25 protein-coding genes are annotated in these 26,403 nt (G+C 36.3%); 9 read left to right on the top strand and 16 right to left on the bottom strand.

What is annotated here, in order from left to right; translation table 11 throughout:
* Position 1: 1 nt before the first annotated feature.
* The 5 genes from JM83_RS12465 to JM83_RS12485 all read left to right on the top strand — a co-directional run bounded on the left by JM83_RS12465 (position 2) and on the right by JM83_RS12485 (position 5,014).
* Positions 2-1,330 carry a glycosyltransferase gene (locus JM83_RS12465; protein WP_144962471.1) on the top strand — a complete coding sequence of 443 codons (1,329 nt, stop codon included), beginning with the start codon at positions 2-4 and terminating at the stop codon, positions 1,328-1,330.
* A gap of 366 nt (positions 1,331-1,696) precedes the next feature.
* Positions 1,697-2,830: a glycosyltransferase gene (locus tag JM83_RS12470; RefSeq protein ID WP_144962472.1), complete on the top strand. Its 1,134-nt coding sequence runs from the start codon at positions 1,697-1,699 to the stop codon at positions 2,828-2,830.
* Between the two features lie 8 nt (positions 2,831-2,838).
* Positions 2,839-3,744, top strand: a complete 906-nt coding sequence (locus tag JM83_RS12475) for a glycosyltransferase family 2 protein (RefSeq protein WP_144962473.1) — start codon at positions 2,839-2,841, stop codon at positions 3,742-3,744.
* Between the two features lie 344 nt (positions 3,745-4,088).
* On the top strand, positions 4,089-4,532 hold the full coding sequence (locus tag JM83_RS12480; RefSeq protein WP_144962474.1) for an oligosaccharide biosynthesis protein Alg14: 444 nt from the start codon (positions 4,089-4,091) through the stop codon (positions 4,530-4,532).
* The gene (locus JM83_RS12485) at positions 4,529-5,014 is read left to right on the top strand and encodes a glycosyltransferase (RefSeq protein ID WP_144962475.1); all 486 of its coding nucleotides are present in this window, start codon (positions 4,529-4,531) and stop codon (positions 5,012-5,014) included. Before JM83_RS12480 ends, JM83_RS12485 begins: the two co-directional genes overlap by 4 nt.
* A 200-nt stretch (positions 5,015-5,214) precedes the next feature.
* Here JM83_RS12485 and JM83_RS12490 read toward each other — a convergent pair whose 3' ends face one another.
* The 16 genes from JM83_RS12490 to JM83_RS12565 all read right to left on the bottom strand — a co-directional run bounded on the left by JM83_RS12490 (position 5,215) and on the right by JM83_RS12565 (position 22,718).
* Complete coding sequence (locus JM83_RS12490) at positions 5,215-6,432, bottom strand: hypothetical protein (RefSeq protein WP_144962476.1); 1,218 nt, start codon at positions 6,430-6,432, stop codon at positions 5,215-5,217.
* On the bottom strand, positions 6,432-8,681 hold the full coding sequence (locus JM83_RS12495) for a hypothetical protein (protein ID WP_144962477.1): 2,250 nt from the start codon (positions 8,679-8,681) through the stop codon (positions 6,432-6,434). Before JM83_RS12495 ends, JM83_RS12490 begins: the two co-directional genes overlap by 1 nt.
* Positions 8,682-8,684: 3 nt before the next feature.
* Positions 8,685-9,200, bottom strand: a complete 516-nt coding sequence (locus tag JM83_RS12500; protein ID WP_144962478.1) for a T9SS type A sorting domain-containing protein — start codon at positions 9,198-9,200, stop codon at positions 8,685-8,687.
* A 96-nt stretch (positions 9,201-9,296) separates the two neighbouring features.
* The gene (locus JM83_RS12505; protein ID WP_144962479.1) at positions 9,297-9,812 is read right to left on the bottom strand and encodes a hypothetical protein; all 516 of its coding nucleotides are present in this window, start codon (positions 9,810-9,812) and stop codon (positions 9,297-9,299) included.
* A gap of 1,323 nt (positions 9,813-11,135) precedes the next feature.
* Positions 11,136-11,606, bottom strand: coding sequence for a hemerythrin domain-containing protein (locus JM83_RS12510; protein WP_144962480.1), 471 nt, complete (start codon positions 11,604-11,606; stop codon positions 11,136-11,138).
* Between the two features lie 757 nt (positions 11,607-12,363).
* Positions 12,364-12,975, bottom strand: coding sequence for a thioredoxin family protein (locus JM83_RS12520; protein ID WP_144962482.1), 612 nt, complete (start codon positions 12,973-12,975; stop codon positions 12,364-12,366).
* Positions 12,976-13,106: 131 nt separating this feature from the next.
* Positions 13,107-14,915: a hypothetical protein gene (locus tag JM83_RS12525; RefSeq protein WP_144962483.1), complete on the bottom strand. Its 1,809-nt coding sequence runs from the start codon at positions 14,913-14,915 to the stop codon at positions 13,107-13,109.
* A 261-nt stretch (positions 14,916-15,176) separates the two neighbouring features.
* Positions 15,177-15,959: an ABC transporter permease gene (locus tag JM83_RS12530; RefSeq protein ID WP_144962484.1), complete on the bottom strand. Its 783-nt coding sequence runs from the start codon at positions 15,957-15,959 to the stop codon at positions 15,177-15,179.
* Positions 15,952-16,662: an ABC transporter ATP-binding protein gene (locus tag JM83_RS12535; RefSeq protein WP_144962485.1), complete on the bottom strand. Its 711-nt coding sequence runs from the start codon at positions 16,660-16,662 to the stop codon at positions 15,952-15,954. The genes JM83_RS12530 and JM83_RS12535 overlap by 8 nt, the downstream gene beginning before the upstream one ends.
* Positions 16,649-17,899 carry a nitrous oxide reductase family maturation protein NosD gene (locus tag JM83_RS12540; protein WP_261376459.1) on the bottom strand — a complete coding sequence of 417 codons (1,251 nt, stop codon included), beginning with the start codon at positions 17,897-17,899 and terminating at the stop codon, positions 16,649-16,651. The genes JM83_RS12535 and JM83_RS12540 overlap by 14 nt, the downstream gene beginning before the upstream one ends.
* 112 nt (positions 17,900-18,011) lie before the next feature.
* The gene (locus JM83_RS19490) at positions 18,012-18,134 is read right to left on the bottom strand and encodes a hypothetical protein (RefSeq protein ID WP_261376460.1); all 123 of its coding nucleotides are present in this window, start codon (positions 18,132-18,134) and stop codon (positions 18,012-18,014) included.
* Between the two features lie 198 nt (positions 18,135-18,332).
* A complete protein-coding gene (locus JM83_RS12545) occupies positions 18,333-18,755 on the bottom strand; it encodes a nitrous oxide reductase accessory protein NosL (RefSeq protein WP_144962487.1) in 423 nt (140 codons plus the stop codon).
* The gene (locus JM83_RS12550; protein WP_144962488.1) at positions 18,755-19,375 is read right to left on the bottom strand and encodes a hypothetical protein; all 621 of its coding nucleotides are present in this window, start codon (positions 19,373-19,375) and stop codon (positions 18,755-18,757) included. Before JM83_RS12550 ends, JM83_RS12545 begins: the two co-directional genes overlap by 1 nt.
* A 259-nt stretch (positions 19,376-19,634) precedes the next feature.
* Complete coding sequence (nosZ, locus tag JM83_RS12555) at positions 19,635-21,599, bottom strand: Sec-dependent nitrous-oxide reductase (RefSeq protein WP_144962489.1); 1,965 nt, start codon at positions 21,597-21,599, stop codon at positions 19,635-19,637.
* Positions 21,600-21,609: 10 nt separating this feature from the next.
* On the bottom strand, positions 21,610-22,194 hold the full coding sequence (locus JM83_RS12560; protein WP_144962490.1) for a fasciclin domain-containing protein: 585 nt from the start codon (positions 22,192-22,194) through the stop codon (positions 21,610-21,612).
* Between the two features lie 23 nt (positions 22,195-22,217).
* On the bottom strand, positions 22,218-22,718 hold the full coding sequence (locus JM83_RS12565; protein WP_144962491.1) for a c-type cytochrome: 501 nt from the start codon (positions 22,716-22,718) through the stop codon (positions 22,218-22,220).
* A 653-nt stretch (positions 22,719-23,371) separates the two neighbouring features.
* Here JM83_RS12565 and JM83_RS12570 point away from each other — a divergent pair.
* Genes JM83_RS12570 through JM83_RS12585 form a run of 4 tightly spaced genes read left to right on the top strand, consistent with a single transcriptional unit; the run spans position 23,372 to position 26,403 of the window.
* Entirely contained in the window at positions 23,372-24,151 is a 780-nt protein-coding gene (locus JM83_RS12570; RefSeq protein ID WP_144962492.1) for an MlaE family ABC transporter permease, read from the top strand.
* Positions 24,151-24,903 (top strand): ABC transporter ATP-binding protein, encoded by a 753-nt coding sequence (locus JM83_RS12575; RefSeq protein ID WP_144962493.1) that lies wholly within the window; start codon positions 24,151-24,153, stop codon positions 24,901-24,903. The genes JM83_RS12570 and JM83_RS12575 overlap by 1 nt, the downstream gene beginning before the upstream one ends.
* 5 nt (positions 24,904-24,908) lie before the next feature.
* Positions 24,909-25,892 (top strand): MlaD family protein, encoded by a 984-nt coding sequence (locus tag JM83_RS12580; RefSeq protein ID WP_144962494.1) that lies wholly within the window; start codon positions 24,909-24,911, stop codon positions 25,890-25,892.
* Between the two features lie 10 nt (positions 25,893-25,902).
* Complete coding sequence (locus JM83_RS12585) at positions 25,903-26,403, top strand: hypothetical protein (RefSeq protein WP_144962495.1); 501 nt, start codon at positions 25,903-25,905, stop codon at positions 26,401-26,403.

The raw sequence follows: 26,403 nt of genomic DNA on the forward strand, positions 1-26,403 counted from the left end.
CATGCACTTACCCAAAGTCTTGATCATAAACCAACCCTTTAATACCAATACTGGGGGAGGGATTACTTTATCCAATTTATTTGCAAAATGGGATAGAGACAAAATTGCAGTAGCCTGTTCGGGTTACTTGCTTACCGAAAAGATGGATCCTACGCTTTGCAATAACTATTATCAATTAGGTTCTAAAGAACGTAAATGGATTTTCCCATTTAACCTTTTCAGTCGAAAATATTATTCCGGCACTCTAAATATTAGTGACGAAATCAATATTAAAGACAAGATCGTTGTTAATAAATCAAAACTGCGGGTAAAGCTTATAAGGCAATACATGCATCCTATTTTTGAATCCATTGGGTTTTCACATTTTCATGCCAGAACAAGGTTGTCTTCAGAATTTTGTTCCTGGTTAGATGATTTTGACCCTGATATTTTATATATCCAAGCTCATAATAGGGAAGATGTTTTATTTGGAATCGAAATTTGTGATTATTTAAAACGACGAATGGTTTTCCATATGATGGATGATTGGCCAACCTTAATAGGGGTAAAAGGTATATTGAAAAAGTTTTGGAAAAGCAAAATAAACAATGAATTTAGAGTGTTGTTGGATAGGGCAGACTTGCTTATGGGAATAAGCGATTATATGTGCGAGGAATATAAAAAACGATATGGGAAAGAATTCATCACTTTTCATAACCCTATAAAACTGGAATTTTGGGAGAAAGAACAAAGGGAAAATTATGAGCTCCCTGAAACTCCAACAGTATTGTATGCCGGAAGATTAGGCCTTGGTATCGATAAATCATTAAAGAGCATAGCGGAAGCCATAAAAAAGGTTAATAAAGAACTTCAAACAAATATAAAATTTGTGGTTCAGGCACAAGACGCACTGGATTGGATGAAAAATGATAAAAATATAGAACATCGGGAATTTGTAAAATATGAAGAACTTCCAAGCGTTTTTGCAAAAGCAGATCTTTTAATCCTCCCTTACGATTTTAGTGTAGAATCTTTAAGTTATATAAAATATTCCATGCCCACAAAAGCCCCTGAATATATGGCAAGTGGCACTCCAATTGTTGTTTTTGCCCCTCAAGACACCGCATTGGTACAATATGCTGAAAAATATAAATGGGCTGCGGTAGTCACAAATAATAATATAGACGTATTGGCTGAAAAGTTAAAGCAATTATTTCTTGAGAAATCCCTTAGGCAGGAAATAGCAAAAACCGCGAAAACTACCGCTGAAACCCGTCATGATTCAGAACTCGTGGGAAGAGAATTTCAACAAATACTTTTGAATGTAACAAAAAAGAATACCTATGAATAAACAATCCAACCTCTAATTTTATAAAACAAGAGTAACAATTTCAATTTTTTTCCAGAATTATTCCATCCATATTTTTTTTGTAGATTTATTAATTAAGATTATCCGTAAAGTGTCATAAAATAATAAATAACCTCATTCTGAACTTGTTTAAGAATCTTATAACACTAATAATCAATATAATAAATTGAGACCCTGAAATAAATTCAGGGTGACGAAAGAACTATAGTAGATAAAACGGATATACATAAGATTTTTTAAAACCTCGAATGGCTTCCATTTTAGCTTCTAAGAATATCTACTCATTTAAATGGGGTTCCCAAAATCAAATAACAAAAAATTAATCTCGGCATTACCTAAAAAATTAAAATGAAATTATTGTTTATATGTTCAAATAACTTCAAAACCAATTCTGGAGGTGGTGGTTCCCAATGTACCAATAGGAATTATCTGTCGTTTTGCGATATCCTTGGAGAAGATAACGTTGATGTTGTTCAATTTGCCACTTCGCTAGGAAAAAACCTATACTCCATATTGTCCAGGTTTAGGAACTATTCTAGAGGATACAATGCTGGATTATCAAAACAGCAAGTAACAAGTATTCTGGAGCAGGCATTTAAATATAATTATATTTTTATAGATTCATCTTATTATGGAATACTTTGCAAGTACCTAAAAAAAAATAATTACAAAGGACAAATACTATGTTTTTTTCACAATGTAGAGCACAAGATGTACCTTCAGGAAGTGAGAGCAAACCCCTTAAAGTTTTGGAGAAGCTTTATTATCTATTACAATGAAAAAAATGCCGTAAAATTTTCGGATCAAGTCATTGTCTTAAATGAGAGGGATTTAATGGAGCTGGGTCAAATTTATAAAAAGTTGCTCAAATTTAAGACCCATGTCATCCCCATAAGTTTTAAAGATAGTTTTCCTGCTGGGGAAATAGACCTTCAGGAGCAATCTAATTTACCACCGGTTTTTTTGTTTGTAGGGAGCGATTGGTTTGCCAATGTTCATGGAATTACGTGGTTTGTGAAAGAAGTTCTGGACAATGTGGATATAAAGCTGCAAATAGCGGGAAGTGCGTCCAATGTTTTGAAGAAAAAATTTGTTGATCCTAAAATAGAGTATTTGGGATTTGTTCCTGATCTCTCTTCTGTTATAATGAATGCCGATTTTATATTAGCTCCTCTTTTTAAGGGAGGAGGAATGAAAGTGAAAATTTGCGAAGCATTAATGTATGGAAAAAATATTGTGGGCACCAAAGAAGCTTTTGTGGGCTATAATTTGGATTTGAATAAAACGGGAGCAGAATGCAACAACAAAAGTGAATTTATCCATGTACTCAAAAAATGCTCCTCTTCAAAGAGGCTAAAGTTCAACATGTACAATAGAAATCGTTTTTTAGAATCTTATTCTTTTGCCGCCACATTAGAAAAATTTAAAAAGGTGCTCCAAAATTCAGAAGTTCCTGCGTCAAATAGTCACACCAAATTATAGTTGCACAAATGAAGGGTATAAGTATAATCATACCTACGTATAATAGGGCAGAACTTGTAAAAGACGCTTTACAAAGTGTGATGGAGCAGGACTTTCCAGGACCCCTGGAAATTATCGTTTCAGACGATGGCTCTACAGATGGGACCCTGGCCGTGGCATCTTCTTTTGGCAACAAGGTGAAAATTCTAAAAAAACCAAACGACTGTAATTCACAAGGAGCTTCTGGTGCGCGTAATCGAGGAATCTTAAAAGCGACCCAAGCCTTTATCTGCTTTTTGGATTCAGATGATTTATATCTTCGTGGACACCTGCAAAAAATGGTAATTGCCATAGAATCGGATCCTGAGTTAGGGTTTGCTCTCTGTAATTCTTTGGTAATGCTGGATATTGATGAGGAAAATAAATTTAAACGCTGGACGAAAACCAATATCGAACCCAGGGATATTAACAATCTTTCCATTTCAACTTTTCATTTTGCAAACACCAACGGTTTTATTTTTAAAAAGGAGGTTTTTGAAAAGGTCGGTTTATTTGATGAACACTATAAAAATGCGGAAGATACGGATATGTGGATGCGTATCAATGAAAATTTTAAAGGCATTCATGCGGTCCACTATGGTACAGTAATTCGTCTTCATAATCTGCACCGCCTTACGGATGTTCCCAAACAAAATTTACTGCAAAATCATTATAATGTTTTCCGCAATGCTTTAAGGCGTTATCATGCCAAAGGTTTAAATGATCCGTATAGGTTGCGGGCTCTTTGGATGCTTTCAATAAAATATAAGATAAGTCAGTGGCCAGTTTTTAATAAAATGTACAAAATTATCAGTGAACAAAACTCTCAAGGACCTGTTTTAGAAGCAGATGATCCTTCTTGGAAATCTTTGGAATATTTTACCAATTCCCAATAATTACTTTTCTTAAAGCTTATTAGGGAATGAGTGTCCAGCCCAAAACATATTAAAAAATGAAACAATTGGCCAAAGGCTTAAATATTTAATTGTATATCCGCAAACTGTCATAAAATAATAAATAACGTTATTCTGAACCTGTTTTGGAATCTTATAACACTAAGAATCAATGCAGTAAATAGAGGCCCTGAAATAATCCCGAAAGCTTTCGGGACAGGGTGACGAAACATTTATAGGACATAAAACGGATATACAAATATTTAAATAACCAGTTCCACATTATATAACAATTATCATTTGGGATTGGCGATTAATATAAATAAATTGGTTAAAATTAAAATAACATGAAAATTATGGCAGTTGCCTCGGTAGGAGGACATTGGGTTGAACTCTTACGACTGGTACCAGCTTTCGAGGGCAATGAGATTATATTTGCATCCACGAAACAAAGTGTTGCAGAAACGGTGGCGCTCTCTAAGTTTCATAGGATTCCAGATATAAATAGGAATGAAAAATTGAAGCTCCCGAATGCGATATATAAAATATTTTCCCTGATAAATTCTATCCGACCCAATGTTGTTATTTCTACTGGGGCTCTTCCAGGACTTATCTCCATATTTGCTGGAAAGATGTATGGTGCAAAAACAATTTGGGTGGATAGCATAGCCAATGTAGAAGAGCTTTCCCTTAGTGGAAAAGTTGCTTCTGTTTTTGCCGATAGGACCTATACACAATGGCCCGATCTCGCCAAAAAAAAATGTTTGTTTCACGGAAATGTTCTTTCATGATATTTGTAACTGTTGGTACTCAAGAACCATTTGATAGACTTATAAAAGCTGTTGATGAAATAATCCCAGAGTTGGAGGATCAAGAAATAATTGTCCAGGCTCCAATGAAATCCTACAAACCCATTCATTTTAAAACGTTTAAGTTTATCGATCCCATAAAATATAATATGATTTTCAATCGAGCCGATTTTATTATAAGCCATGCTGGAATGGGCACTATATTATCTGCAATGACAACTGGGAAAACTTTAATAATAATGCCAAGACTTATTAAGTATGGTGAACATAGGAATGAGCATCAACTTCATACAGCCAAAAAATTTAAATCCTTGAACTATATTAATGTGGTTGATGATGAAAACGAGCTAAAAGCAGTACTGCTAGGCAAAAATAAACAACAATTATTAGTTTCTAAAAGAATGGGGGAATATGCCTCAGATGAATTAATAGATTCTATAAGAAAATACATAAATCCTAAGTAAGTAGGATTAGCATAGTTACTAAGTTAGCGTTTAAATAGTGATGAGTGAATTACATTGAATGCATCCTATCATCTTCAATGTATGATGGCCCTTCTGCAATTATATTTTCGAAACAAATAACAATTTGAACTTAATTTACTGGATTAGGACACGTAGGAAACACACGTTGAAGTTTCCAATTGAATCTTGGTGTTAAAATGTTAATTGGATAGATCTAAATTATAATTACCTCCATCCATATCGTTATAGGACATTCCTCCATTTCCCTTTTTTAAAATTTCATTTCTTTGTAATGTATTGCCTGTTGCGCCTGAAAAGAAAGCTACGGTATCTGCGTAATCCCTAATGGTGACAAAGGTATTATCGTAAAAGGAATTGTTAGTGCTTTTATTCTCCACATATAAGCCTATTCCCCCATCGGAATAATGAAAGTTATTCGTGAAAGATGAGTTTTTAACATCAAATAAATGTAGGGCATCTGCATAAAATGAATTTTTTGAATATTCCAATCCATCGCAATTATAAATTTCGTTCAAATGTGGGGCATTTCCTGAGACAGTTCCAGAATTTCCAATTACAGAGACATTTGTCATATATTGACTTCCTCCAGCTCTTCTATTCATGGTTATAGGATTATAGGCGTTTTTTATGGAAGAGAAAGTGTTGTTTGCTATTACTACATTATTCCAGGCCACATTTTCAATTGCACGATCCTTGGCGTCCACAATAATATTATTCAATATCTCAGCATTATTTCCGGTGCCACTTATACTTATTGCCATTCCATAAATAGACGCCGTGCCCAGATTGTTAAAATAGCAGTCCTTTACTGTTATATCTTCAAACCTCACAATATCATCTCCGTCATGGTTTACGGTCTCAATGGCCATTCTTCCTATATCCTGAAATTTACAATTAATTATTTCTATTTTTTTGGACCTATAAGGCCCCTGGGAAACAAATTTTAGACCATTTGTATCTGTATTGGGAGAAGAAAAACTGCACCTATCAAAAAGGATGTTTTCCGCATTTGTCTGACTAAAATTAACAAGGCCACCAAAATTTATTGCTTTAGCAGTAGAGGTGGAATTAAAACTTATATTCTTAAAAGAAATGTTATTTGCGTCTTCTTCAAATTGTATTAAGGTTTCCAGGTTACCCGAAATTACCACACCATCAGCCCCTGAAATATTTAGGTTGTAGATGTTCCTTAAGTTAATCCTAGCGTTTAAGGTATAAGTACCGGGAAGTAAATATAAATTTGCATCAGATTTGAGTCCGGCAATTAACTCACCAACATTACTGATCGTGGTTACATTGGGAGGAATAGCTTCTTCCTGTTCCTCTAATGCATAATGATAGTTTTGCGAAAATGCGCTAACAGAAAAAAGGAATAATATATAAAAGATATATTTCATTATAATACAATATAAGAATTGTTACCGGTTTTTCTAAGGATCCCACCAGTATAAAATTCATTGTTTCCAATGCTGGTATTACCACCTGATTTACCGTTGATCAAAACACCTGAAGCACCTTTTACGGTAAAAGTGGTACCGTGCACCTCTAAATTAATCACATCACCAACCTCCATAGCCGAAAAACCGGAACTTATAGTTAGGGTTGCTGTGGAAGTACAGGCAAGAGTATTGCCAACATCATTATTGTTTATATTTCTAGACGATGAAAATGGTACAACAATAGCTTTTTTGGCATAATTGTCTTCAACCTGCTTTAGTATTTCTGCCTTGATATTATTAACCTCGTCCTGAGTATAGATTTTAGGTGATCCGGTTAAACTGGAGTAAGCTCCATCAAAATCATCATTGGCATTGGTGTCCCATTGGTCAAAAGAAATGGAATTCCCCCCTGAAATAGATAAAGTCGTTTGGTCCAGATTTAGGTTCTGTGAAACCCCACCAGTGGTTTCGATACCTGCAATTAAGTTGTCAATTTCCGTTTTACTGTACAACTCTGGTTTATTCTGAAGGTCATCGTACATTCCCGAGAAATCATCGGCTACATTGGTATCCCATTGGTCAAAAGAAATGGAATTCCCCCCAGATATAGATAATGTATTTTGATCAAGGTTGAGGTTTTGTGGAACTCCTCCAGTTGTTTCTATTCCGTTTATAAGATTGTCAATTTCAAGCTTATTGTACAACTCTGGCTTATTTTGAAGGTCATCGTACACTCCCGAGAAATCATCGGCTACATTGGTGTCCCATTGGTCAAAAGAAATGGAATTCCCCCCAGATATGGATAATGTATTTTGATCAAGGTTGAGGTTTTGTGAAACCCCACCAGTGGTTTCGATACCTGCAATTAAGTTGTCAATTTCCGTTTTACTGTACAACTCTGGTTTATTCTGAAGGTCATCGTACATTCCCGAGAAATCATCGGCTACATTGGTGTCCCATTGGTCAAAAGAAATGGAATTCCCCCCAGATATGGATAATGTATTTTGATCAAGGTTGAGGTTTTGTGGAACTCCTCCAGTTGTTTCTATTCCGTTTATAAGATTGTCAATTTCAAGCTTATTGTACAACTCTGGCTTATTTTGAAGGTCATCGTACACTCCCGAGAAATCATCGGCTACATTGGTGTCCCATTGGTCAAAAGAAATGGAATTCCCCCCAGATATGGATAATGTATTTTGATCAAGGTTGAGGTTTTGTGAAACCCCACCAGTGGTTTCGATACCTGCAATTAAGTTGTCAATTTCAAGCTTATTGTATAACTCTGGCTTATTTTGAAGGTCATCGTATACTCCAGAGAAATCATCGGCTACATTGGTGTCCCAATTATCGAAAGAGATAGAATTTCCGTTAGAAATATTAAGAGTAGTATTCTCTAGGCTTAAATTTTGTGGAACTCCTCCAGTTGTTTCTATTCCGTTTATAAGATTGTCAATTTCAATTTTATTGTACAACTCTGGCTTGTTTTGAAGGTCATCGTATACTCCAGAGAAATCATCTGTAACATCGGTGTCCCATTTGGTTAAGGTAATACTGTTGCCACCTGAGATCGAGAGGCGATCGTCATTCCATTCCAAAGTTTGTACTAGCCCTCCTTCTACGTCTACATCTATAAAAAGTTTATCTATTTCCTCCCTTGTGTATAAATCGGGAAGATTGGTCAAATCTTGATAATCACCAGAAAAATCATCATCGCTATTTTTATCCCAACCATTAAAAGCAGAATTATTATTTACTTTAAAATCCAAATCTGAAATTTGAGATCCAGAAATGGTACCGGTGAAGATTTCTGCAGATTTTGCATGCAATGCATACGGCACACTAAGCATTTGGCTAATACCTGAAATTGTATAATTTCCACCTCCATTAGGATCTACCCGACTTTCTACAAAATAGGGACCCTCTGACCAGTTGATTTCTCCAAATTTTCCATTTTTACGTGTTCCTGTTCCAATTTGTAACGAAACTAGTCCATTGCCATTGGTTTTTGTATAATGAGATTCTTCATAAACAACTGAACCATTTGCTGAGCCTTGTTTAACAAGTATTTTAAGGGCAACATCCGATGCATTTACGAGTTGATTGGAGCTATTTCGTATAACACCTTGATAACTCATTTTTTCAGGTGCCTGGGCAACAACCGCTACAGTTGTTAAAGCTATCAGTATAAAGCTAAATATCCATTTCATTTTTTATCTCTTTAATATTTTTAATGTTTTCATGTGTCGACCATCTTCTACAAGATAAAGAAGATACAGTGCTGCTTGAAGATTATATGCATTTACTCGTGTTCGTGTTTTTTCTAAATTGTCTTGTACAATTAATTTACCAGAAAGATCAAGTAATTTATAAGAAATATTTTTGTCTTTTAGGTCGGAAGTTTCAATTATAAAAAAGTCGTCTACGGGATTAGGATAGGTAGATATTTTTATTTGAGTTTTAGGTAGAGCTAACGGCTGGGACTTATTTACGGGTATGGGTTGCTGAACTCCTTCACGGATAGAAAAATCTTGGTTCATATCTTCATTATAAAAAACCTGTCCAACAGAAAAAGCGATTGAACCACCTTCGCCAATACCATCACCGCCAGCGGCATCGATTATTGCCAAAGAAGAATTGGAAGATTTGGTATTACCGGCAAAACCAGTATTTTGACATTGGGGTATAGCATACAATAGTAAAGCAAATACCAGGGGTAAATATTTCATAGATGCGGAAGTAGGTTGGGGTACTTATATTCCAGAAGGAACTTAAACCATGGGTATTAATTCTTTTAATTAAAATAATAAATACCCGAAAAATGCTTAAAAAAGTCCTCTAAAACTTTTAATTTCGGGTTTGAATATATATTCGACCATCGCTTTACCATTGGCATCATAACATAGATCCCTTAGGAAAATGCCCAATCTATCTCCTCTAAATTCTAAAATATAATCACCAGGAAAGTCCTCGTGATATATTTTATTGCATTCTTGGGCTGCTTCTGATAAAGCTGTAGAATTGGGTTCTAAATTCAACTTTTGAGAAAGTACGGTATTTATCATATTAGAAGAAGAAATCCCTTTTTCTTCTTCGAGAATAGTACTTATTGAAGTACTAGAGTGCTGGCTGAAGCTTTCGGGCGTGGAAATCAACCTATTCCAGAAATTGGATAAAAAGTTAGACCCACCAGCATTCTCTTTTTGAGAATTTTTATTAAATGTTTGAGCAAAAGACGATGAAGATTCATCCTCATTTTCTGTCTCTTGAGACAGCCCTCTATTTAATATATAGTGAGAAACAAAGTTATTTTGATCTAGTGTAAAAGAAATGTCTTTCATAGTTTTAAGCTTTTGATCCGATCAAATATACGAAATAATCGTTAAAGTGCACATTTTTGTTAATTTTTAACATTTTTAACTTTTTTATTGATTTTATATTTAAAAATTTGTAGGAGCGATTACATGGTCTATCCCTAAAATGACTGTCAAAATCACCTTAAAAACTATTATCAATAAGTTTGAAAAGCAATATTTTAACGTACAAAATATTCAGTATCAATCAATGGGGTCTTTTAAAACCTAATTTATTCAGAAAAAATCTTCTTTTTTTGAATGAATAACATCCTTATCTATTTACTGACAAAACCTTATTTCCAAAAATAATACCGATTATCGGCAATCTTCTTAGATGTAGTACAAAGGGATGGATATGTAGCGAGGTTATTAGGTTCAGGCATCAATTCCAAGCTTGGATTTATTTTGGTTACTTCTTTATGCCAATTTTTAATATAAATATTGCCCTATATTTCCACATAAATTTTAGAAATTCCCCAATTGCCATTTTCTTATTATTTATGAAAAATCCAGATACATTAGAATCCCATGGAATATTAATAAAGGCTACTAATGTTATTTTATAGAGATTTATCAGTTATGTTCATCGTAAAATTATAAGGTGTAGTTGGGACGTCCGGTGGAGCAGGCTGGAAACATTTTTTATTAAGCCAAGAAGTTCTCGAATGCGCCCGAACGGACAAAACGAAATATTTCAACTGTTTAAAAATAAACAAAATGAATCCTGAAGATCAAATGCAGTTATCTACTGCCTTTTATTGTTTTGCAGAGGTCAGTAGATAAACACATATCTAATCTAAATAAGATGATTATCCTGTTAATAATCAGTATTTTAATCTTTACCACAATGTCAGTTCGCAGTCGAGAACTCTTCGTCCTCCAAATAAAGGTTTCGACTACGCTCAACCTGACAGATAGCGACATTGATAAATTTTCCAATAGGTGACTATCTACGGACCTCTATTGTTTTAATTTTCTGTAAATAGTTAAGTGCAATGTATAATCATTGATTTTTATAGTTAGTTTAGTCTAAGTTATCACTTCAAATAGTCAAGAACATCGAGGGGAAAATCCACGAGGTATGTCCCGATAATTCAGTAGAAATGGACTTTTAAAAATTTGAAGTGGTCTTTAGGGAGGTAGGCCGTAATGAAGGAATAAAATGTTAAAGCCTTCATGGGTTGGTTATTTTGAAGGCTGTATTTCGAGAATTATATATTTCAAATTTCCACTACATCGGGAATGTGCAAAATCCTTCTTATAATAAAGAGTATAAAACCATCTAAAATAGGAATGGTATTTTTTTATCTAATTTTGCTCCCAGAAGGGATCTGCATATTCTTCTTTTGAACCTGCATCAAAATGGATTTCATCAATTTTTGTGAGTTCTTCTTTAGTGGCCATCTCTTGAATTTCAGTGAACAAAACCCTTTCTTCAAAGCGGATGTGTGCCTCCAGTTCTTCTTCTAAAAGACTTAGGGAATTTTGGGGATCTTCGCGATCGCGGAAAAGGCGTTCAATATGCCGGTGTTCTTTTAAAGCACGTTCTATTAAAGGATGCTCGGCACCTAAAATTGGAAAAATATAATCTTCTTCCAACTTAAAATGAGGTTTGATTTCTTGTAGAAAAAACCAGTCTGCATAAATTTTTAACCTATCAACAGAAATATTTTCTGCAAATCCTTTTCGAATTTTCCACGAAAACAGCAAGCCAAAATGATGTTGGCGGCTAAGTGGCTTTAATGCTTCGTGGCGTTTTATTGGTTTTTTATTATCCATAATTTAGTTTCGATTTAGAGTTTTAAAAATATGGGCCTGATTCTAATTTTCCAGCTAGACTCATAATTTCAATATTTTTTCATCATTTCTTTTATATTGTTGCGAATGGATACAAATCCGTCATGGAAAGGGCAGGGGCGAACTTCCGAACATTCTGCCAATCCCACTCCGCAGGGGTTATAGATCATACTCCCATCAATTGCCTGTATACCTTCTATAAGTTTCATTTTGCTGGCAGGGTCATAAAATAACCTGCCAGTAGACCCTTTTTAGGATTCAAGCACTCCATTTTTGGCAAGTTTTCGCATAATTTTGGCAGTAAAAACTTTTGGGAAATTAACAACTTTAGCTATTTCATTAAGGCTGGACCGCATTCCACTTTTGGATTGTTGGGCTATATATAAGCTCAGATACCGTATTCACAGACTTTTTAGTTTTTTTATAATAATAACTGATGTTACGCACTTAAATACTGAAAACTAGAACTTAATGTTGATAATTGCATAAGATACTGAAAATGAATTTATTATACTTGTGAATATTTTTAATTTTTATATTCGCTTTGGATCATAGACTAAAATTAGAACGTTAAAACAGCTTAAAATGTTACAAAAAGTTAAGAAAAACGAGGTTGTCAACAGCTTTTTTGTTAAAATGGGTGAAATCATCTGAATCCTTGCGTAACATCAGATAATAAAATAAAATTGCACTTTAAGCCAATTTTGGCCTAAAAAAAACAGGGAAACTATTCAGTTCTCTATACATTTATTGAATTTTCTTCGCAGAGGGTTAATGCCTGAAGTTCGCTTAATATGGCTTCCCCTTTATTTTTGTTGTACCATATTTGAAGTTCTGTTTTAAGTTGGTCGTCAACTGCACCCCGGACTTGAATATAGTCATCCACCACTTTGGCCGTGGCATTGGAACGCGGTCCCCAGTGGGCAATTGGCTGTAAATTTTTATCGAGAACGATTAGTTTGGGGATAGAACGTGAACCATTGGTCAAAAAAACATCCATGAGTGCTGGGTTCTCATCGCGCAAAACAATTTTTAATTCCACATTTTCTGAACTTTCAGCAATGTGATTGAAGAAGGGAAGGCTTTGGGCGGCATCCCCACACCAAGGCTCGGTAATGACCAGCCAGATTTGCTTTTCATTGATATCCTGAAAACATTGCTTTTGTGCTTCTAAAAGTTTTATGGTTTTATCAAGGCGTTTGCTCCTGCTAAAGTTGAGCTTGGTATAGTCTATTTTCTCTGAAGTAGGTTCACCAGTAGTCCTTCCTTCAGTTACCAATTGTTTAAAAAGCAAATTATATTCGGCATAGCTTATTGCTTTGGCAACCGAATTTTTTATTATTTGTTCCATAGTTATAGATTTCAAATCGATGTTGTCCTATATAATTGTTTTTGTTAATTTTTTCCACTGATTAAAACATGCGTTCCTCTCTTCGGGTGTCGCATGCGAGTAAAATCCAGGTTTGAAAAACTTATCGAATTTCACGAATTGGTTTCATGTAAATTGGTCTTGGTGCTGCAAATTGTTCTTTCGGCATTTTCCAAAGATTTTTCAAATGCCATTAAATTGCTGCCTACTACTTGTTTATTCACCAATTCCCGATAGTATTCGATGCCCTCTAACATGTTGTTACAAAAACCTTCCCAGTTTTTAAGCATCCGTTTATCAGGATTTTGTGTACGGGCAATTTGTTTTTCAAGGAAATCGATATAAAGTTCCAACTCCCGAACGAACATATGGGGCCTGTCTGTTTGGTACATAAGGTTGCGACGGCCATAAATATGTTCCGTCATTTCACGTAAAGTGGATACCTGTGAAAAATTGACAATATTGGGACCGGGACATATAGTAACCGACTTTTGTTTTTTTAGGAATGGCACGTCATAATTGAGTGGGGCCGCGTTGCTAAGCCCAACGCAGAGGCATTCCTTACTAAGCAAATCTTCTTTTTGTTGTTGGTACTCTGTTTCAGGTAAACCGCTATCTTCCAACTGCTTTAGCTTCAATTTTTGATATTTTCGGGAAGCAGTGCAGATTGGCTTTTTGGTGAATTCTGTATTGGAAACCAAAAATTTCTCTGTACAGGGACTTCCAGGAACCCCTTTTTCAATGCGGTTGAGCCTTTCCGTTTCTGCACTTGTACCTTTTAAATAATTAAAACCTACCCCAAGTGGGGATGACTGGCTCCTAATCACATCTTTTTCTTTAGAATTTAACAGCAATTGCAACGTGTCCTTATCTACCGTAGTAGCTTCTGGACAAAGCAAGAATGGTGTTCCCCAACCTGTACTATCCACATTGTAATAATTGTGCAGCAAACTATCTTCCTCAGAGGTGCCAATTCCACCCTGTACGGTAATTTTTATGGGGTGGGGCTTGGAAAAGCCTTGTTGCCCTTTAGCCAATATAGCTGGGTTGTATAGGCTGAACAGGCTTTCCTGAAGGTCCTTCTTCTTTTCTTTAAATTCATTTAAAATTGGGCCCATTAGTAATCCTTGGGTTGCAAAAACATGCCCGCCACAGTTCAGCCCAGATTCAATCCTGAATTCGCTTACCCAAATCCCTTTTTTCGCCAAATATTTGCCCTGAATAAGCGCAGACCGGTAATCGCTTACCTTTATCACCACTTTTTTATGAAAATGCCCCCAGGAAATTGCATCAAATTCCCTGAAATCTTCCATATAATTGAACAATTTGGGGTTCATGCCCGCAGAGAAAATAACAGCAGAATTCTTTAAATCACTGGTAGCATAGGCCTTTAAAGCGGTAAGCGCATCTGAAGCATTCGGGATTGGGAGATCATCTTTGCCCAGATTGTCCTTGTCTACTTTGGTCATTATATTGACCTCTATTGCCCCGGGCTTCATTTTTTCTTTGAGTAGGTTCCCCAGGTTTTCCTTTTCTAAAGCACTTTCTGTGAGTAGAAAATTTTGAAAAGCTTTTTTGAGGTCCCCGGTATCTGGAAGCATCTCAAAATACTTCATTATATCTGAACCCAGTGTGAAAGTAGAAGACTTGATTTTTTCAAATTCAGTATTCACCAGCCTTTGCATCAGGTTGAGGTAATTCGTAATTCGCTTTATACGGTAATCTTTTTCTTTGGTGCTTATAGGTACATAGGTTTCGCCATTTTTCTGGGTATAATGCTTCCGCATTGTCTCTATTAAATTATCTTCAATGATGGAAATGGCTGAATTTATGCCAAAACAAGCCACTTTTATTGGGGAATCTATGGAATATGCCAGACCCATAACGGGTATGTGAAAATTGTGGGGTGATGATATTTGCATTATAATTAAGTTTTAATTTGTAAAGATGCTCAACCTTCCCTATCTATTATATGACGTTGGTCATATTTTGGCGGATTTATGATGATCCTTTCACACTATTTAGTTTGTATTTTATACCAGATAAAAAATTAGGTAAAAATTGTATGTCCAGAATGTATTCTTCGAAAGATTTCTTCGCCTTATCGACAATTCCATAAATAACAGGGCCGAAATTATAATACCTGTAAGTTTTATAAACCTTGCATGAAAAATTCTTGAACTTTAAAAATCCTTTCGTTTGGCCATCCTGTAAATAATTCCAGTTGGGATCAATACCCACAATATCAACATGCCAATGGAAATTATTAACCCCAGGTTTGTGCCAAAGAATTTCTGAAAAACCGCACCGGTATATCCCAAAAGTGCCGAAATATCCAGTTTTAGTAAAATTAGTACCCGAGAAAGGTCCACGGGATTCAGCATGGTGGCAACAAGGGAGAATTTATCCAGCGGGTAATTTTCAAAATAAACCAAGGACATTAGGAACAGGCCATCATAGATTACTGCCATAAACAACCATAACAAAATTGCATATCCAAAACCTTTGATTTTATTTTCGTTGGCCAGCGCAATCACAAATGCCAGCGCGGTGAAAATAAAAGTAAGAAATGCCCCTGTTATCAGTAACAACGAAAAGTCCCAAATTGCGCTGCTGTTATATATACCGTAGAAAACAAAAGGCAGTCCCAGACCAATCACCAAACTCATGGCCAGCGAGGATGCCACCCCAAAATACTGCCCTAAAAAGATGGAACTACGCTTCACCGGTTGTGCAAGCAGGAGTTCGGTAAATTCCCGTGAATTATAATAATACATCACCCCAAAAATGGTTCCAATCAAAGGTACCAGGATAATGATCACATTCATTAATGTTATTACGGCTTTGGAAAGGTCGTTGTTTAGAAACAAGAGTACGATCCCCAATAATAAGTAAAAGAGAAAATATACGTAACTCCATCGGCTGCGTACCAAGTCAAAAAAACTGTATTTTAATATTTTAAGCATCACTTGTAGTTAAAATGGAGGCAATGGCATGTTCAAAGTCGGGCTGTTCGGTTTTGGTCTTTAATTCCCTGATACTGCCTTTAAAATATATTTTTCCTTCCAAGAGAAATACGATCTCGTCGGCTATTTCTTCCACAAAACCCATAATGTGGGAAGTGATGAGGATGGTTTTTCCTTTGGCTTTTTCGGCTTTAACAAGTTCTTTTAACCGAAGGTGCGAGATGGGGTCTAATCCTGATGTGGGTTCGTCCAAGATAATCAACGGACTATCGAACATAAAGGTAAGCAACAGGTTTACTTTTTGTTTGGTGCCGCCGGAAAGGTTGCTTAATTTCTTATCCATAAAAGGACCTAAACGGAACAGCTCCATCAAATGCTGGTCTTCGGCTTTTTTTCCGGTGCGAAGGTCTTTAATCATATCAATGAGTTCCTTTACCTTTAAATTTCCAGGAAAATTCGCTATTTGCGGAAGGTAGTTGATCTCATTGCGATATTTCCAATGGTTTGTAACCATTTTGCCCGATAACTTAATATTCCCGGAATCTGGGATCACCATCCCCAATATGCTTTTTATCAGGGTTGTTTTTCCTGAACCATTAGGTCCCAACACCGCAAATATTCCACCCTGTTCAATTTCCAGGTCAATGCCTTTTAGCACCTGATTGGTGCCGAATTTTTTATGTAAATATTCAATTTGAATCATGGCGAACAGGTTTTAGCAGTGGATGTTCATCTAACAGGTCATTGGGTGTGAAGATGGGCGATACTTTTTCGGAAAAATCAATGATATCAATAAACAAACTGCGCAACAAAATGATTGTTTCGGGGGTACGGTTTACGATATACGAAAACAGTTTTACAGGCCGGTAAGGTACATCTCCAATCCCATTTCGGTTTAAATCGTAGCCCGTATAATTGCTCCAGTGATTACGGTCGAATTTATTATCGTTGAGCCTGCTATTATAGGAAACATCAAAAGAATTGGAGAGAAAATTGTTCTCCTTAAAGATGTTGTGGTAGCAGGCACCACGTACTTTTACCGCCCAGCCGTTATTTTTAAAATCATTATGGGCATAGTTCACCCGGTTGGAGCCTTCAACATTGATCCCCACCGTGTTTTCTTCAAAAGTGTTGTGTGAGATTTCAGAATCGTTTATTTCTTTAAGCAACAATCCAAAAGCAGCCGAACCCCAGTTTTTTTTGAAAGTATTGTTTTTCATTATTATAAATTTGGAGAACATTACTGCCACGCCCGCGCCGTTATTTTCAAAAAGATTATTTGTGTACGTGTCGTTGTTGGAAAACATAAAGTGCAAACCATACCGAAGATTTTCTGAACTTATATTTTCGTTAATTATGATTTCATCTGAAAATTCCAAATAAATACCGTCCCTAACTTTTTTGATTTTATTGCCACGAACTTCTACATTCCTGCAATACCAAAGCTGGATTCCGTTCCCAGAACTATATTCATTCTTCGCATCGCCAACAATAGTATTGTTAAAAACTTTACCATTCTTTGATTTTTCCAGATAAATGCCGAAAAAGAGACGTTCCAGTTTTAAATTTTGTAGTAGGAAATTTTCACTTTTTACTACCCGAACCGCAGCAAAATCTGTAGTGTAACTGGTTCCAACATTTACAATAGTTAGTCCGTCTATAGCAACATTATTAGCTTGAACAGTGATGATTTCCCCTTTGTTTTGCCCATCGATTACTGGATTGTTTATGCCTATAATTGTGAGTGGTTTAATAATCTCTATATTGAATTCATTGTAAATTCCTTTTTTTACGTAAATCGTATCGAAAGCAGTTGCTTTATCTACAGCTTCCGTGATGGAAGTAAATTCACAGGAAGCGCATACCTCTAGGTTTTGTGCAAAGGATGGTGAAAGCGAAAGCTTCAGTGTAATAATTGATATGTAGAGGAAGTTTTTCAAGATTTCGAGCAAATTACAAGCTGCTATATGTTAATCCTATGACGACGGACAGGTTTTAAAATGCTTTTTTGGTTTGTGTGTGATGGACGTATTCTAAAAAAGAATTAGAACATTATGTAGTTAGGTTGTATCCAACTATCAAAAATTTGAAATTTTCAATAGCTTCTACCCAAAGCGGGTGATCTTTTTCAAAACTAAAATGTTGGTATCTGGCTAAGGTATAAACTTCTGCCATTATATGAAAGCGTGTTTTTCTTTCAACATAAATAGATGGGCAGCCCTGGGGGAGCAATGTTTGGGATAAACCACTCCTTTTCTAAGGCTGTTAGATAAAATATCTAAATCTTTACCAGTTTTAATCTTTCCAATCCTTGGTTTATCGAAAGATTGTAGTTCTATAAGTTTTTCTATGCTGTACAACATGCTTATTCTTCTATTTATTAGTAATAGCTTCCCAATTATAAAGCTCCCCACCATATTGATTTTTGGCCCTTTTCGCATCTCCTTCTGAAGCAAACCCGGAAAGATTGGCACCCATAGGGCTTGGTAATTGAGGACTGACCAAATATGTAGCCGTTTTGGCATTTATTAAAACTCCTGGATTTTCAAAATCATTGATTAGGTAAAGTTCATGAGAGGTGCCCTTGTTTTCTTCAGTATAATTGATCATGCATTCTATCGCATCAAAGTTGTAAGCTTTCCCTTTGGAATTTACCAGTTGGCCGGCATGTTGCTTATCCACAATAGTCATTCTGCAAAATTCACAAGCTTCATTTCCATAATTTATTGGTTGTGGGCTAATTTCACAAGAAATCAATAATAGTGCGACTATTACTAAATAAATAGGGCTCTTCATTATCTTGATTTTATTTGCTTCCATTCTTTTTTCCCTATAAAAAAAGCTACCAACGTGAGTAACATACCTGCAAACATAAGGTAAGCTCCTAATGAAGGAAAAGAATCCACATCAAAATTCAGCATTTTCTGGTGTCCAAAAAGGGGGGGCTTATAAGACATTGGCGTACCATCTGGATTCGTCATCTTCATAATTGCTCGGGGATCTAGATTAGTTCCATAATCTGTCAACCAGGTATTAAAATCGTACATTCCCAAAACTCCCAAAACAAACATTAATACCAGCCAGCCCAAAACCCCCCAGTAATTTATTTTTCCGAAGAAACCTAAAATTCCTATAATTACCCCTAAAGCGGCCATGCCCCCGATAACGAGTGGGAAAATCCTGAATTCCCACATGGCTTCTGGCTTGGGTATTTTTTGCATACCTATGTAATGGTTTATCCCATCTATGTTTTGAATATCGAATTCTTGTACTCCTTTTATTCCTTCAATATAAATATCCATACCTAGGGGTTCTGGATATTGTGGAGCACCCAGCATAATGTTCCAAAGGGGAAATTTAAATAGCCCCAATAACAATAAAGAACCAATGATCATTATGATACCTGCTTTTTTCATGCTTTTTAAATTTGAACCTAAGTGGTACAAAGGTTGATCCTTAATGCCTCATCATTGAGGATCCAATCCCCCAAGGCCTGCCTTGATTTTTTTAAAAGTATATTTCTCCCGAATTATCAAGACATACCTCGTGGGCTTGCCCGAGGCTCTTTATTAATCATTTTTAAAAAAGACGGGGGCAATCATCAAAAAACCCCCGTCTTGGGTACCACATGGAAATCATGGGGAACATGCATGTGGATTTTCAACTAATTATCTGTTAATCGTCCCCAAGGGACCAGCTAAGCTCAATATTGGAACTTTTTGGTGAAACTCTCACATAACCTTGCATTTCTTGGTGTAAGGCAGAACAGAAGTCTGTACAATAGAATGGCCATACCCCAACTTGTTTAGGTTCCCATACCAGGGTTTTAGTTTGACCTGGCATAATAAGCAACTCTGAATTGTTTGCACCAATCATGGCAAAACCGTGTGGCACATCAAAATCTTGTTCATGGTTGGTAATATGGAAATACACTTTATCTCCTACTTTTATTCCTTCTATATTATCTGGAGTAAAGTGGCTACGTATCATGGTCATGTAAACATGTACTTCGTTACCATCCCGTTCTACCTTGGCATCATTAACAGAAAGCGCTGCGTATTCGTGCTTGTTTTCGGCCAATTTAAAGATCTTCTGAGAATTTTCTTTAATGATGCTTGCTGGAATTCCTGCTGCATAATGAGGCTCCCCATGGGTAGGGAAATCCAATAAGAGCTCCATTTTTTCTCCAGAGATATCAAATAATTGAGCTGAATGTTCTAATTCCGGTCCTGTTGGCAAATAACGATCTTTCGTGATTTTGTTCATAGAAACTGCATACTTGCCAAACGGTTCTGCCGAATTCCCTCCAGGAATCATTACGTGTCCTACAGAATAATAATTTGGTTTACGGTCTATCACCTCACGCGTTTCCACATCCCATTTTACAAGTTCTGAAGAGATAAAGAATGTTGTATAAGCATTTCCTTTTCCATCAAATTCTGTATGTAGGGGCCCTAATCCAGCTTGTTTTACTGTGCCCGATAAAATATCCTCAAAATTCAAGATTGGAATTCCATAAGCATCCCCGTCAAATTTCTTGTTTTCTATGGCATCAATCATTTTAGTAAAGGAATGTACCGTTAGGTCGGCAGAAAGTTTTCCGTTCCCAATAATATATTCACCCGATGGATCTACATCTACGCCATGTGGGGATTTAGGGGTTGGAAGTAGGAATACAGCACCTGGAACTTCTAGTGGATCTACTACCAAGACTTCTTTCATCATGGTTGAAGTGGCATTGTGCGTTTCATCGTCATATACATTGTGCGCATAATTTGCTGGCATTGTTTTTCCACCACCGTTGTTTACATATTCTTCGATTTTTTTCCAGTTTATCGCTGCAATAAAATCTTTGTCATTTTGAGAAGCGTTTACTTCCAAAAGGCTATTGGCCTCTTCGGTATTATACGTAGTAAAAAAGAACCAACCATGGGATTTTCCTCGTCCCGGGTGGGCAAGATCATAATTGAACCCAGGCATCAATAATTGGAACTTAATGTTCATCCTGCCTGTTTCCGGAGCTACACTAATAAAGGAAAGCGCACCTTTAAATTTTCCTTTATACTCCTTAATAGGCATATCTTGTTGGGGTACCGGTACCGAGAACCTGGTCCCTGCGACCACATATTCGGTATTTTCTGTCACGAAGGAAGAACTGTGGTTACCCGCAGAATTTGGAACCTCGATAATTTCGGTGGTTTCAAAAGTTTTCAAATCTATTTTTGCGATACGCGGGGTATTGTTCCCGTTTATAAAAATCCAGCGCCCATCCAGCTTTCCACTGGTTTGTGAAATATCGGGGTGGTGGGAATCGTCCCATGGAATAAAACCATGGGAAGTATTAAGCATTGGTTTTGTTTCTTCTGAATAACCATACCCATTGGTGGGGAATTGAGAGAAAACGGGAATCTCTTTGAACATTCTACCAGATGGCAATCCGTAAACTGTTAAGTTACCACTGTACCCACCTGAAATAAAGGCGTAGAACTCATCATGGTCCCCTGGTGCCACATATACCTTTTCGGCTGCATTCGAAGCTAAAGCCCCACGATTGCCATCCTTTTTCTTGTTGTCATTATCGCAACCAAAGAGACCAATTGTAAGCAAGAGCGATGCTATAATTTTTATTGATTTTTTCATGATTTAAAATTTAATTTGAATTTTCGGGTAGGATTACTTTATCTACTACGTGTACAATTCCATTTCCCGCAGGTACACTTGCCAATATTTTTGCGCCGCCCACATATACATCATCGCCTTTTACTTCCACCGGAATACTTTGATCACTGGCCTGGCCTAATTTTTTGAACTTTTTAAGGAATTCCTTATTATAATTCCCAGGGGTTACGTGATGTTTAAGGATATATGCCAGTTTTTCTTTGTTTTCTGGTTTCATTAAATCGTTCAATGTTTCTTCGGGCAACTCTTTAAAAGCTGCATCAGTAGGTGCAAACACCATAAGTGGCCCGGCATTTACAAGGACATTTTCCAATTGGGCGGCCTGCACCGCTTTAACCAATATGGTATGATCTTTACTTCCAATGGCAATATCCAATACGGTAGGTTGAGACTCATCGTCTTTAATAAATGCCTGGCCTTGTCTTTCAGGAGCTTCAGAATTTGAAACTTCTGTAGGGTTTGTATCATCATTTTGTCCCGATTCCTTTTTCTCACCACAAGAGATGAACAATAAAATCATCGCAAGAAGAAAGAAGGTTTGAAGTGTTGTTTTCATGGTTAGTTATATTTAGTTGAACATTATTTTAGTGTTCTAAAATATTCCAAAATTTGTCTAGCTTCCTCCTCGGTTAACCCTTGATTAGCCATTGGAGCTCCGTTATAGTCAATAAGTAATTGTTTGGCCACAGGATCGTTTTGAACCATCTCCACGGGGTTTAATATCATGTTCATTACCCATTCCGGCGATCTTCTTTCTAGAACACCAATGGGCGCCGGACCTATAAATTTCTTAGTTGGTTTGTGACAGGCAAGACATTTAGAATCAAATATCGCTTTTCCCTTAGCCACCATTCCCTGATCTATATTTTCAGGAAGCTCCAAATTCTTAACAGGCCCAATACCTTTATTGGACATATCAATAAGATCTGCTTCCGGAGGAGCGGCCTCTGGTTCTTTTACCACATTTTTTTCATAATCGCCCAATTGGATTTCTTCTTTTTCTTTTTTGTCCCCTTTTCCGCCGCAACTAACAAGCAGTGCAAATCCGAAGAGGAAGAGGCTTTTAAATACATATTTCATAATGATATAGATTAATTAGGAACCAAAATTAAAAGTATAGAATAGAACAAAATATGACGATAATCATATTAAAGATAAAATTATCGTTTATTAATTGTTGCTCTTATCCATATCATCATTTTTTCATTCTGATCTATATAGCAACATTCGATATTCTAGTTGTTTTTTACGGTGTTGGAGCCGCGCATTACCTTTTTCCCTCCATGGGAGTCCATTAAAATTAAATTTGTTTTTATATGTATGGTGTCCCTTTTATTATGTCTTTTATTTTAAAATAATCCTGAACCCCATTACCAGAATCTAAAACGAAGTATCACCCTACAAACACCTCATTAAAGAAAGCAAGTAATTTGATAGCTTTATATTTATTGTCTAAAGTATCGCTTTGTGCTGGTTGGGAATATGATAAATATCATAAGGGTCATTTTATTTCTTATAAAACAACTGCATAAGCTTGGTGAAGTACCCATTCATCTTTGTTGAATAATTCTTTTTTCGCAAGTAAACAAGACTGTTGTATTAGAATTCCACATTCCCTTCTGTTTTTGGATCATGTTTTATCATAAGCCCACCTATTCTCCCTTCATATGATCTATATCATTTCTATTGGCACCAACCCCTTTTATATTTGAGTTTGGAATAAATTTAGTTCTATGGGGAGAGAGAAAACCATAATGGATAGTTCAAAAGTGTTTTTTGCTGAAATAGGTGACATGACTTATTTCACTGCCCGATTCTTTCGGGAGGCCTTTAAGCCACCTTTTGAGTTTAAAGAATTATTGCGGCAATGTTATAACATGGGCAATCGTTCGCTATTATTGGTAGGGGTTACGGGCTTTATTTTAGGTTTGGTATTTACCATACAGTCTAGGCCAACGCTAATGGAATTTGGCGCAGAATCTTGGATGCCTTCCATGGTTAGTATCTCAATCGTTAGGGAGATAGGCCCGGTTATAATCGCTCTTATTTCTGCAGGAAGGATAGGATCAGGCATCGGTGCAGAACTTGGATCCATGAGGGTTACAGAGCAAATTGATGCTATGGAGGTTTCGGGCACCAATCCATTCAAATACCTGGTGGTTACTCGAATATTGGCTACTACCTTAATGTTGCCATTACTGATTCTTATAGGTGATGCCATAGCACTTTTCGGTTCAGCGATCATCGAAAATCTAAAAGGTGAAGTTTCTTTCCAGCTCTATTTCAATCAGGTTTTTGATGCACTTAGCTTTGCCGATCTAATTCCCGCCACCATAAAATCCTTCTTTTTTGGATTCGCTATAGGCTTGGTGGGATGTTATAAGGGATATTATTGTTCCAAAGGTACAGTAGGAGTGGGAGAGGCTTCTAATGCCGCCGTTGTCTATACATCCATGTTATTGTTTGTAATAGATTTTATAGCTGTTTTTGTAACCGATATATTTTATGGATAATGCAAGATCCTATCAACATAGCACCCGTCTTGGAAGTAAAGGATTTAAAAAAATCTTTTGGCGGTCAAGCAGTGCTCAACGGTTTTAACTTGAAACTTTTTAAAGGTGAGAGTCTGGTGGTAATGGGCAAATCGGGTTCGGGGAAATCTGTAATGATAAAGTGCCTGGTTGGTTTAATACAAGCCGATAGTGGAAGTATTAAGATCAAAGATCATGACATTACCAAGTTGGGTCAAAAAGAATTGGATATTTTGCGAACAGAGATTGGATTTTTATTTCAGGGAAGTGCCCTTTATGATTCCATGACGGTTCGCGAAAATCTGGAATTCCCCTTGAGACGCCATAAAAAAATGCTTAAATTAAAAGAACATACAGAAACCCTGGTTTTGGAAGCATTGAATAGCGTAGGGCTGGCGCATGCCATAGATCTTATGCCAGCAGAACTTTCTGGCGGAATGCAGAGGAGGGTAGCCTTGGCAAGAGCCCTTATTTTAAAGCCAAAAATAATTTTGTATGACGAGCCCACAACGGGTCTGGACCCCATAACGTCCAAGGAAATAATTGAGCTTATGCGAACTATTCAAGATACATATAATACTTCTTCGTTAATCATAACCCATGATGTGGACTGTGCACGAGTAATTTCCAATAGGATGATATTATTGGTAGATGGGATTAATTATGTAGAAGGCACTTATCAGGAATTATTAGCTTCTAATGATCCAAAAGTGAAAGCATTCTTTAAAAATTAATAGATATGAACAAGTCAACTTCACAAAAAATAAAATTGGGGGTATTTGTAGTTGTAGGATCGCTTCTTCTTTTTGCTGCCCTATATTTTATAGGAAATAGACAGTATTTATTCAGTAATAACATTCAGATCTATGCGGAATTTGCCAATGTGAATGGTTTGCAACTAGGGAATAATGTGCGCTATTCTGGAATTAATGTGGGAACGGTAGGTAAAATTGAAATGCTAGGGGAATCAAAAATCATTATCGAGATGGTGGTGGAAGAAAAGACGGGCAATTTTATTCGGAAAAATGCTATTGCTACTATTGGTTCAGATGGTTTGGTTGGAAGTATGGTAGTGAATATACTTCCCGGAAAAGGAGAGGCTCCATTTGTAACTTCTGGCGATACTATTGTATCCTATAGTAAAATTGGGGCAGACGATATGCTATCTACTTTAAATGTCACCAATGAAAATGCAGCATTGCTTACTTCGGATTTATTGAAGATCACCAATAAAATCCTGGAAGGTAAAGGAACGCTTGGGGTTTTGATCGCAGACACCACAATGGCAGGGAACATTAAAGAAACCATAGAGAAACTCAAAGCAACTACTATAAGTACTTCTAATACCATGCACAAATTAAATAAAGTGATTGCTAAAATAAATATGGAGGGAAGTGTGGCCGGTGTCCTTCTTAATGATACGGTCACTGGGCAACAATTAAAAACAGTGCTCAATAATTTAGAGCAATCCAGCGACGATATAAATGGTACGACAAACAACTTAGAAGGGATTGTTGCGGAAATAAAAAATGGGGAAGGCGCTCTAAATTACCTAACAACAGATGAGGAGTTGGTGAAGGATATAGACTCCACCATGCTATATATAAAAGAATCGACTTTTAAGTTGAACCAAAATATGGAAGCCTTAAAACACAATTTTTTCTTTAGGGGGTATTTTAGAAAGTTGGAAAGACAAAAAAAGAGAGAAAATAAACGCAATTAATTCGATGAACATGAAAATAGAACATCTAGAGGAACGAATTGCCGACTATAAAAAGTCCATCAAGACAGTAGTAGATAAAAAAGTGTACTGGACCGAGCGAGCAAAACCACTTTTACATAAAACCTTAAAGGGTATTACAGCCCGATATGAGTTGGGATGGAGAGTACAGGAGCTAAACTGGATTCATAATAACGAGGCTATAAATATTTCGTTCGATTCCTTTCCTAAAGACCTCATAGATTGTACAAACCAGATCCCTGCATTTCAATTTATCCCGGGAGGTGCTTTGGTTTTTTCCCAAACCTATAGTGGGGATGTATTTATATTCATCCTTTTTCCTGAAATTGATTTGTTGCCCACAGAAAACAATATTATAGAGATGGGACTATTTAATCCAATAGATATAAATGAAAAGTTTCTTATAGAAAAAGTAGATGAATTTTTGAAGGAGATGATCAATTGGGAGCTTCCAAATAAACCTAGAAAGTTGGGTTTTAATCAATCTGCTTAA

It is taken from the genome of Gillisia sp. Hel_I_86 (assembly GCF_007827275.1).
GTDB lineage: Bacteria > Bacteroidota > Bacteroidia > Flavobacteriales > Flavobacteriaceae > Gillisia.

Coding starts and splice junctions, on each gene's coding strand:
- JM83_RS12465 (WP_144962471.1), top strand. CDS start 2: ATGCACTTACCCAAAGTCTTGATCATAAACCAACCCTTTAATACCAAT.
- JM83_RS12470 (WP_144962472.1), top strand. CDS start 1,697: ATGAAATTATTGTTTATATGTTCAAATAACTTCAAAACCAATTCTGGA.
- JM83_RS12475 (WP_144962473.1), top strand. CDS start 2,839: ATGAAGGGTATAAGTATAATCATACCTACGTATAATAGGGCAGAACTT.
- JM83_RS12480 (WP_144962474.1), top strand. CDS start 4,089: ATGAAAATTATGGCAGTTGCCTCGGTAGGAGGACATTGGGTTGAACTC.
- JM83_RS12485 (WP_144962475.1), top strand. CDS start 4,529: ATGATATTTGTAACTGTTGGTACTCAAGAACCATTTGATAGACTTATA.
- JM83_RS12490 (WP_144962476.1), bottom strand. CDS start 6,432: ATGAAATATATCTTTTATATATTATTCCTTTTTTCTGTTAGCGCATTT.
- JM83_RS12495 (WP_144962477.1), bottom strand. CDS start 8,681: ATGAAATGGATATTTAGCTTTATACTGATAGCTTTAACAACTGTAGCG.
- JM83_RS12500 (WP_144962478.1), bottom strand. CDS start 9,200: ATGAAATATTTACCCCTGGTATTTGCTTTACTATTGTATGCTATACCC.
- JM83_RS12505 (WP_144962479.1), bottom strand. CDS start 9,812: ATGAAAGACATTTCTTTTACACTAGATCAAAATAACTTTGTTTCTCAC.
- JM83_RS12510 (WP_144962480.1), bottom strand. CDS start 11,606: ATGGATAATAAAAAACCAATAAAACGCCACGAAGCATTAAAGCCACTT.
- JM83_RS12520 (WP_144962482.1), bottom strand. CDS start 12,975: ATGGAACAAATAATAAAAAATTCGGTTGCCAAAGCAATAAGCTATGCC.
- JM83_RS12525 (WP_144962483.1), bottom strand. CDS start 14,915: ATGCAAATATCATCACCCCACAATTTTCACATACCCGTTATGGGTCTG.
- JM83_RS12530 (WP_144962484.1), bottom strand. CDS start 15,959: ATGCTTAAAATATTAAAATACAGTTTTTTTGACTTGGTACGCAGCCGA.
- JM83_RS12535 (WP_144962485.1), bottom strand. CDS start 16,662: ATGATTCAAATTGAATATTTACATAAAAAATTCGGCACCAATCAGGTG.
- JM83_RS19490 (WP_261376460.1), bottom strand. CDS start 18,134: ATGGCAGAAGTTTATACCTTAGCCAGATACCAACATTTTAGTTTTGAA.
- JM83_RS12545 (WP_144962487.1), bottom strand. CDS start 18,755: ATGAAGAGCCCTATTTATTTAGTAATAGTCGCACTATTATTGATTTCT.
- JM83_RS12550 (WP_144962488.1), bottom strand. CDS start 19,375: ATGAAAAAAGCAGGTATCATAATGATCATTGGTTCTTTATTGTTATTG.
- nosZ (WP_144962489.1), bottom strand. CDS start 21,599: ATGAAAAAATCAATAAAAATTATAGCATCGCTCTTGCTTACAATTGGT.
- JM83_RS12560 (WP_144962490.1), bottom strand. CDS start 22,194: ATGAAAACAACACTTCAAACCTTCTTTCTTCTTGCGATGATTTTATTG.
- JM83_RS12565 (WP_144962491.1), bottom strand. CDS start 22,718: ATGAAATATGTATTTAAAAGCCTCTTCCTCTTCGGATTTGCACTGCTT.
- JM83_RS12570 (WP_144962492.1), top strand. CDS start 23,372: ATGGGGAGAGAGAAAACCATAATGGATAGTTCAAAAGTGTTTTTTGCT.
- JM83_RS12575 (WP_144962493.1), top strand. CDS start 24,151: ATGCAAGATCCTATCAACATAGCACCCGTCTTGGAAGTAAAGGATTTA.
- JM83_RS12580 (WP_144962494.1), top strand. CDS start 24,909: ATGAACAAGTCAACTTCACAAAAAATAAAATTGGGGGTATTTGTAGTT.
- JM83_RS12585 (WP_144962495.1), top strand. CDS start 25,903: ATGAAAATAGAACATCTAGAGGAACGAATTGCCGACTATAAAAAGTCC.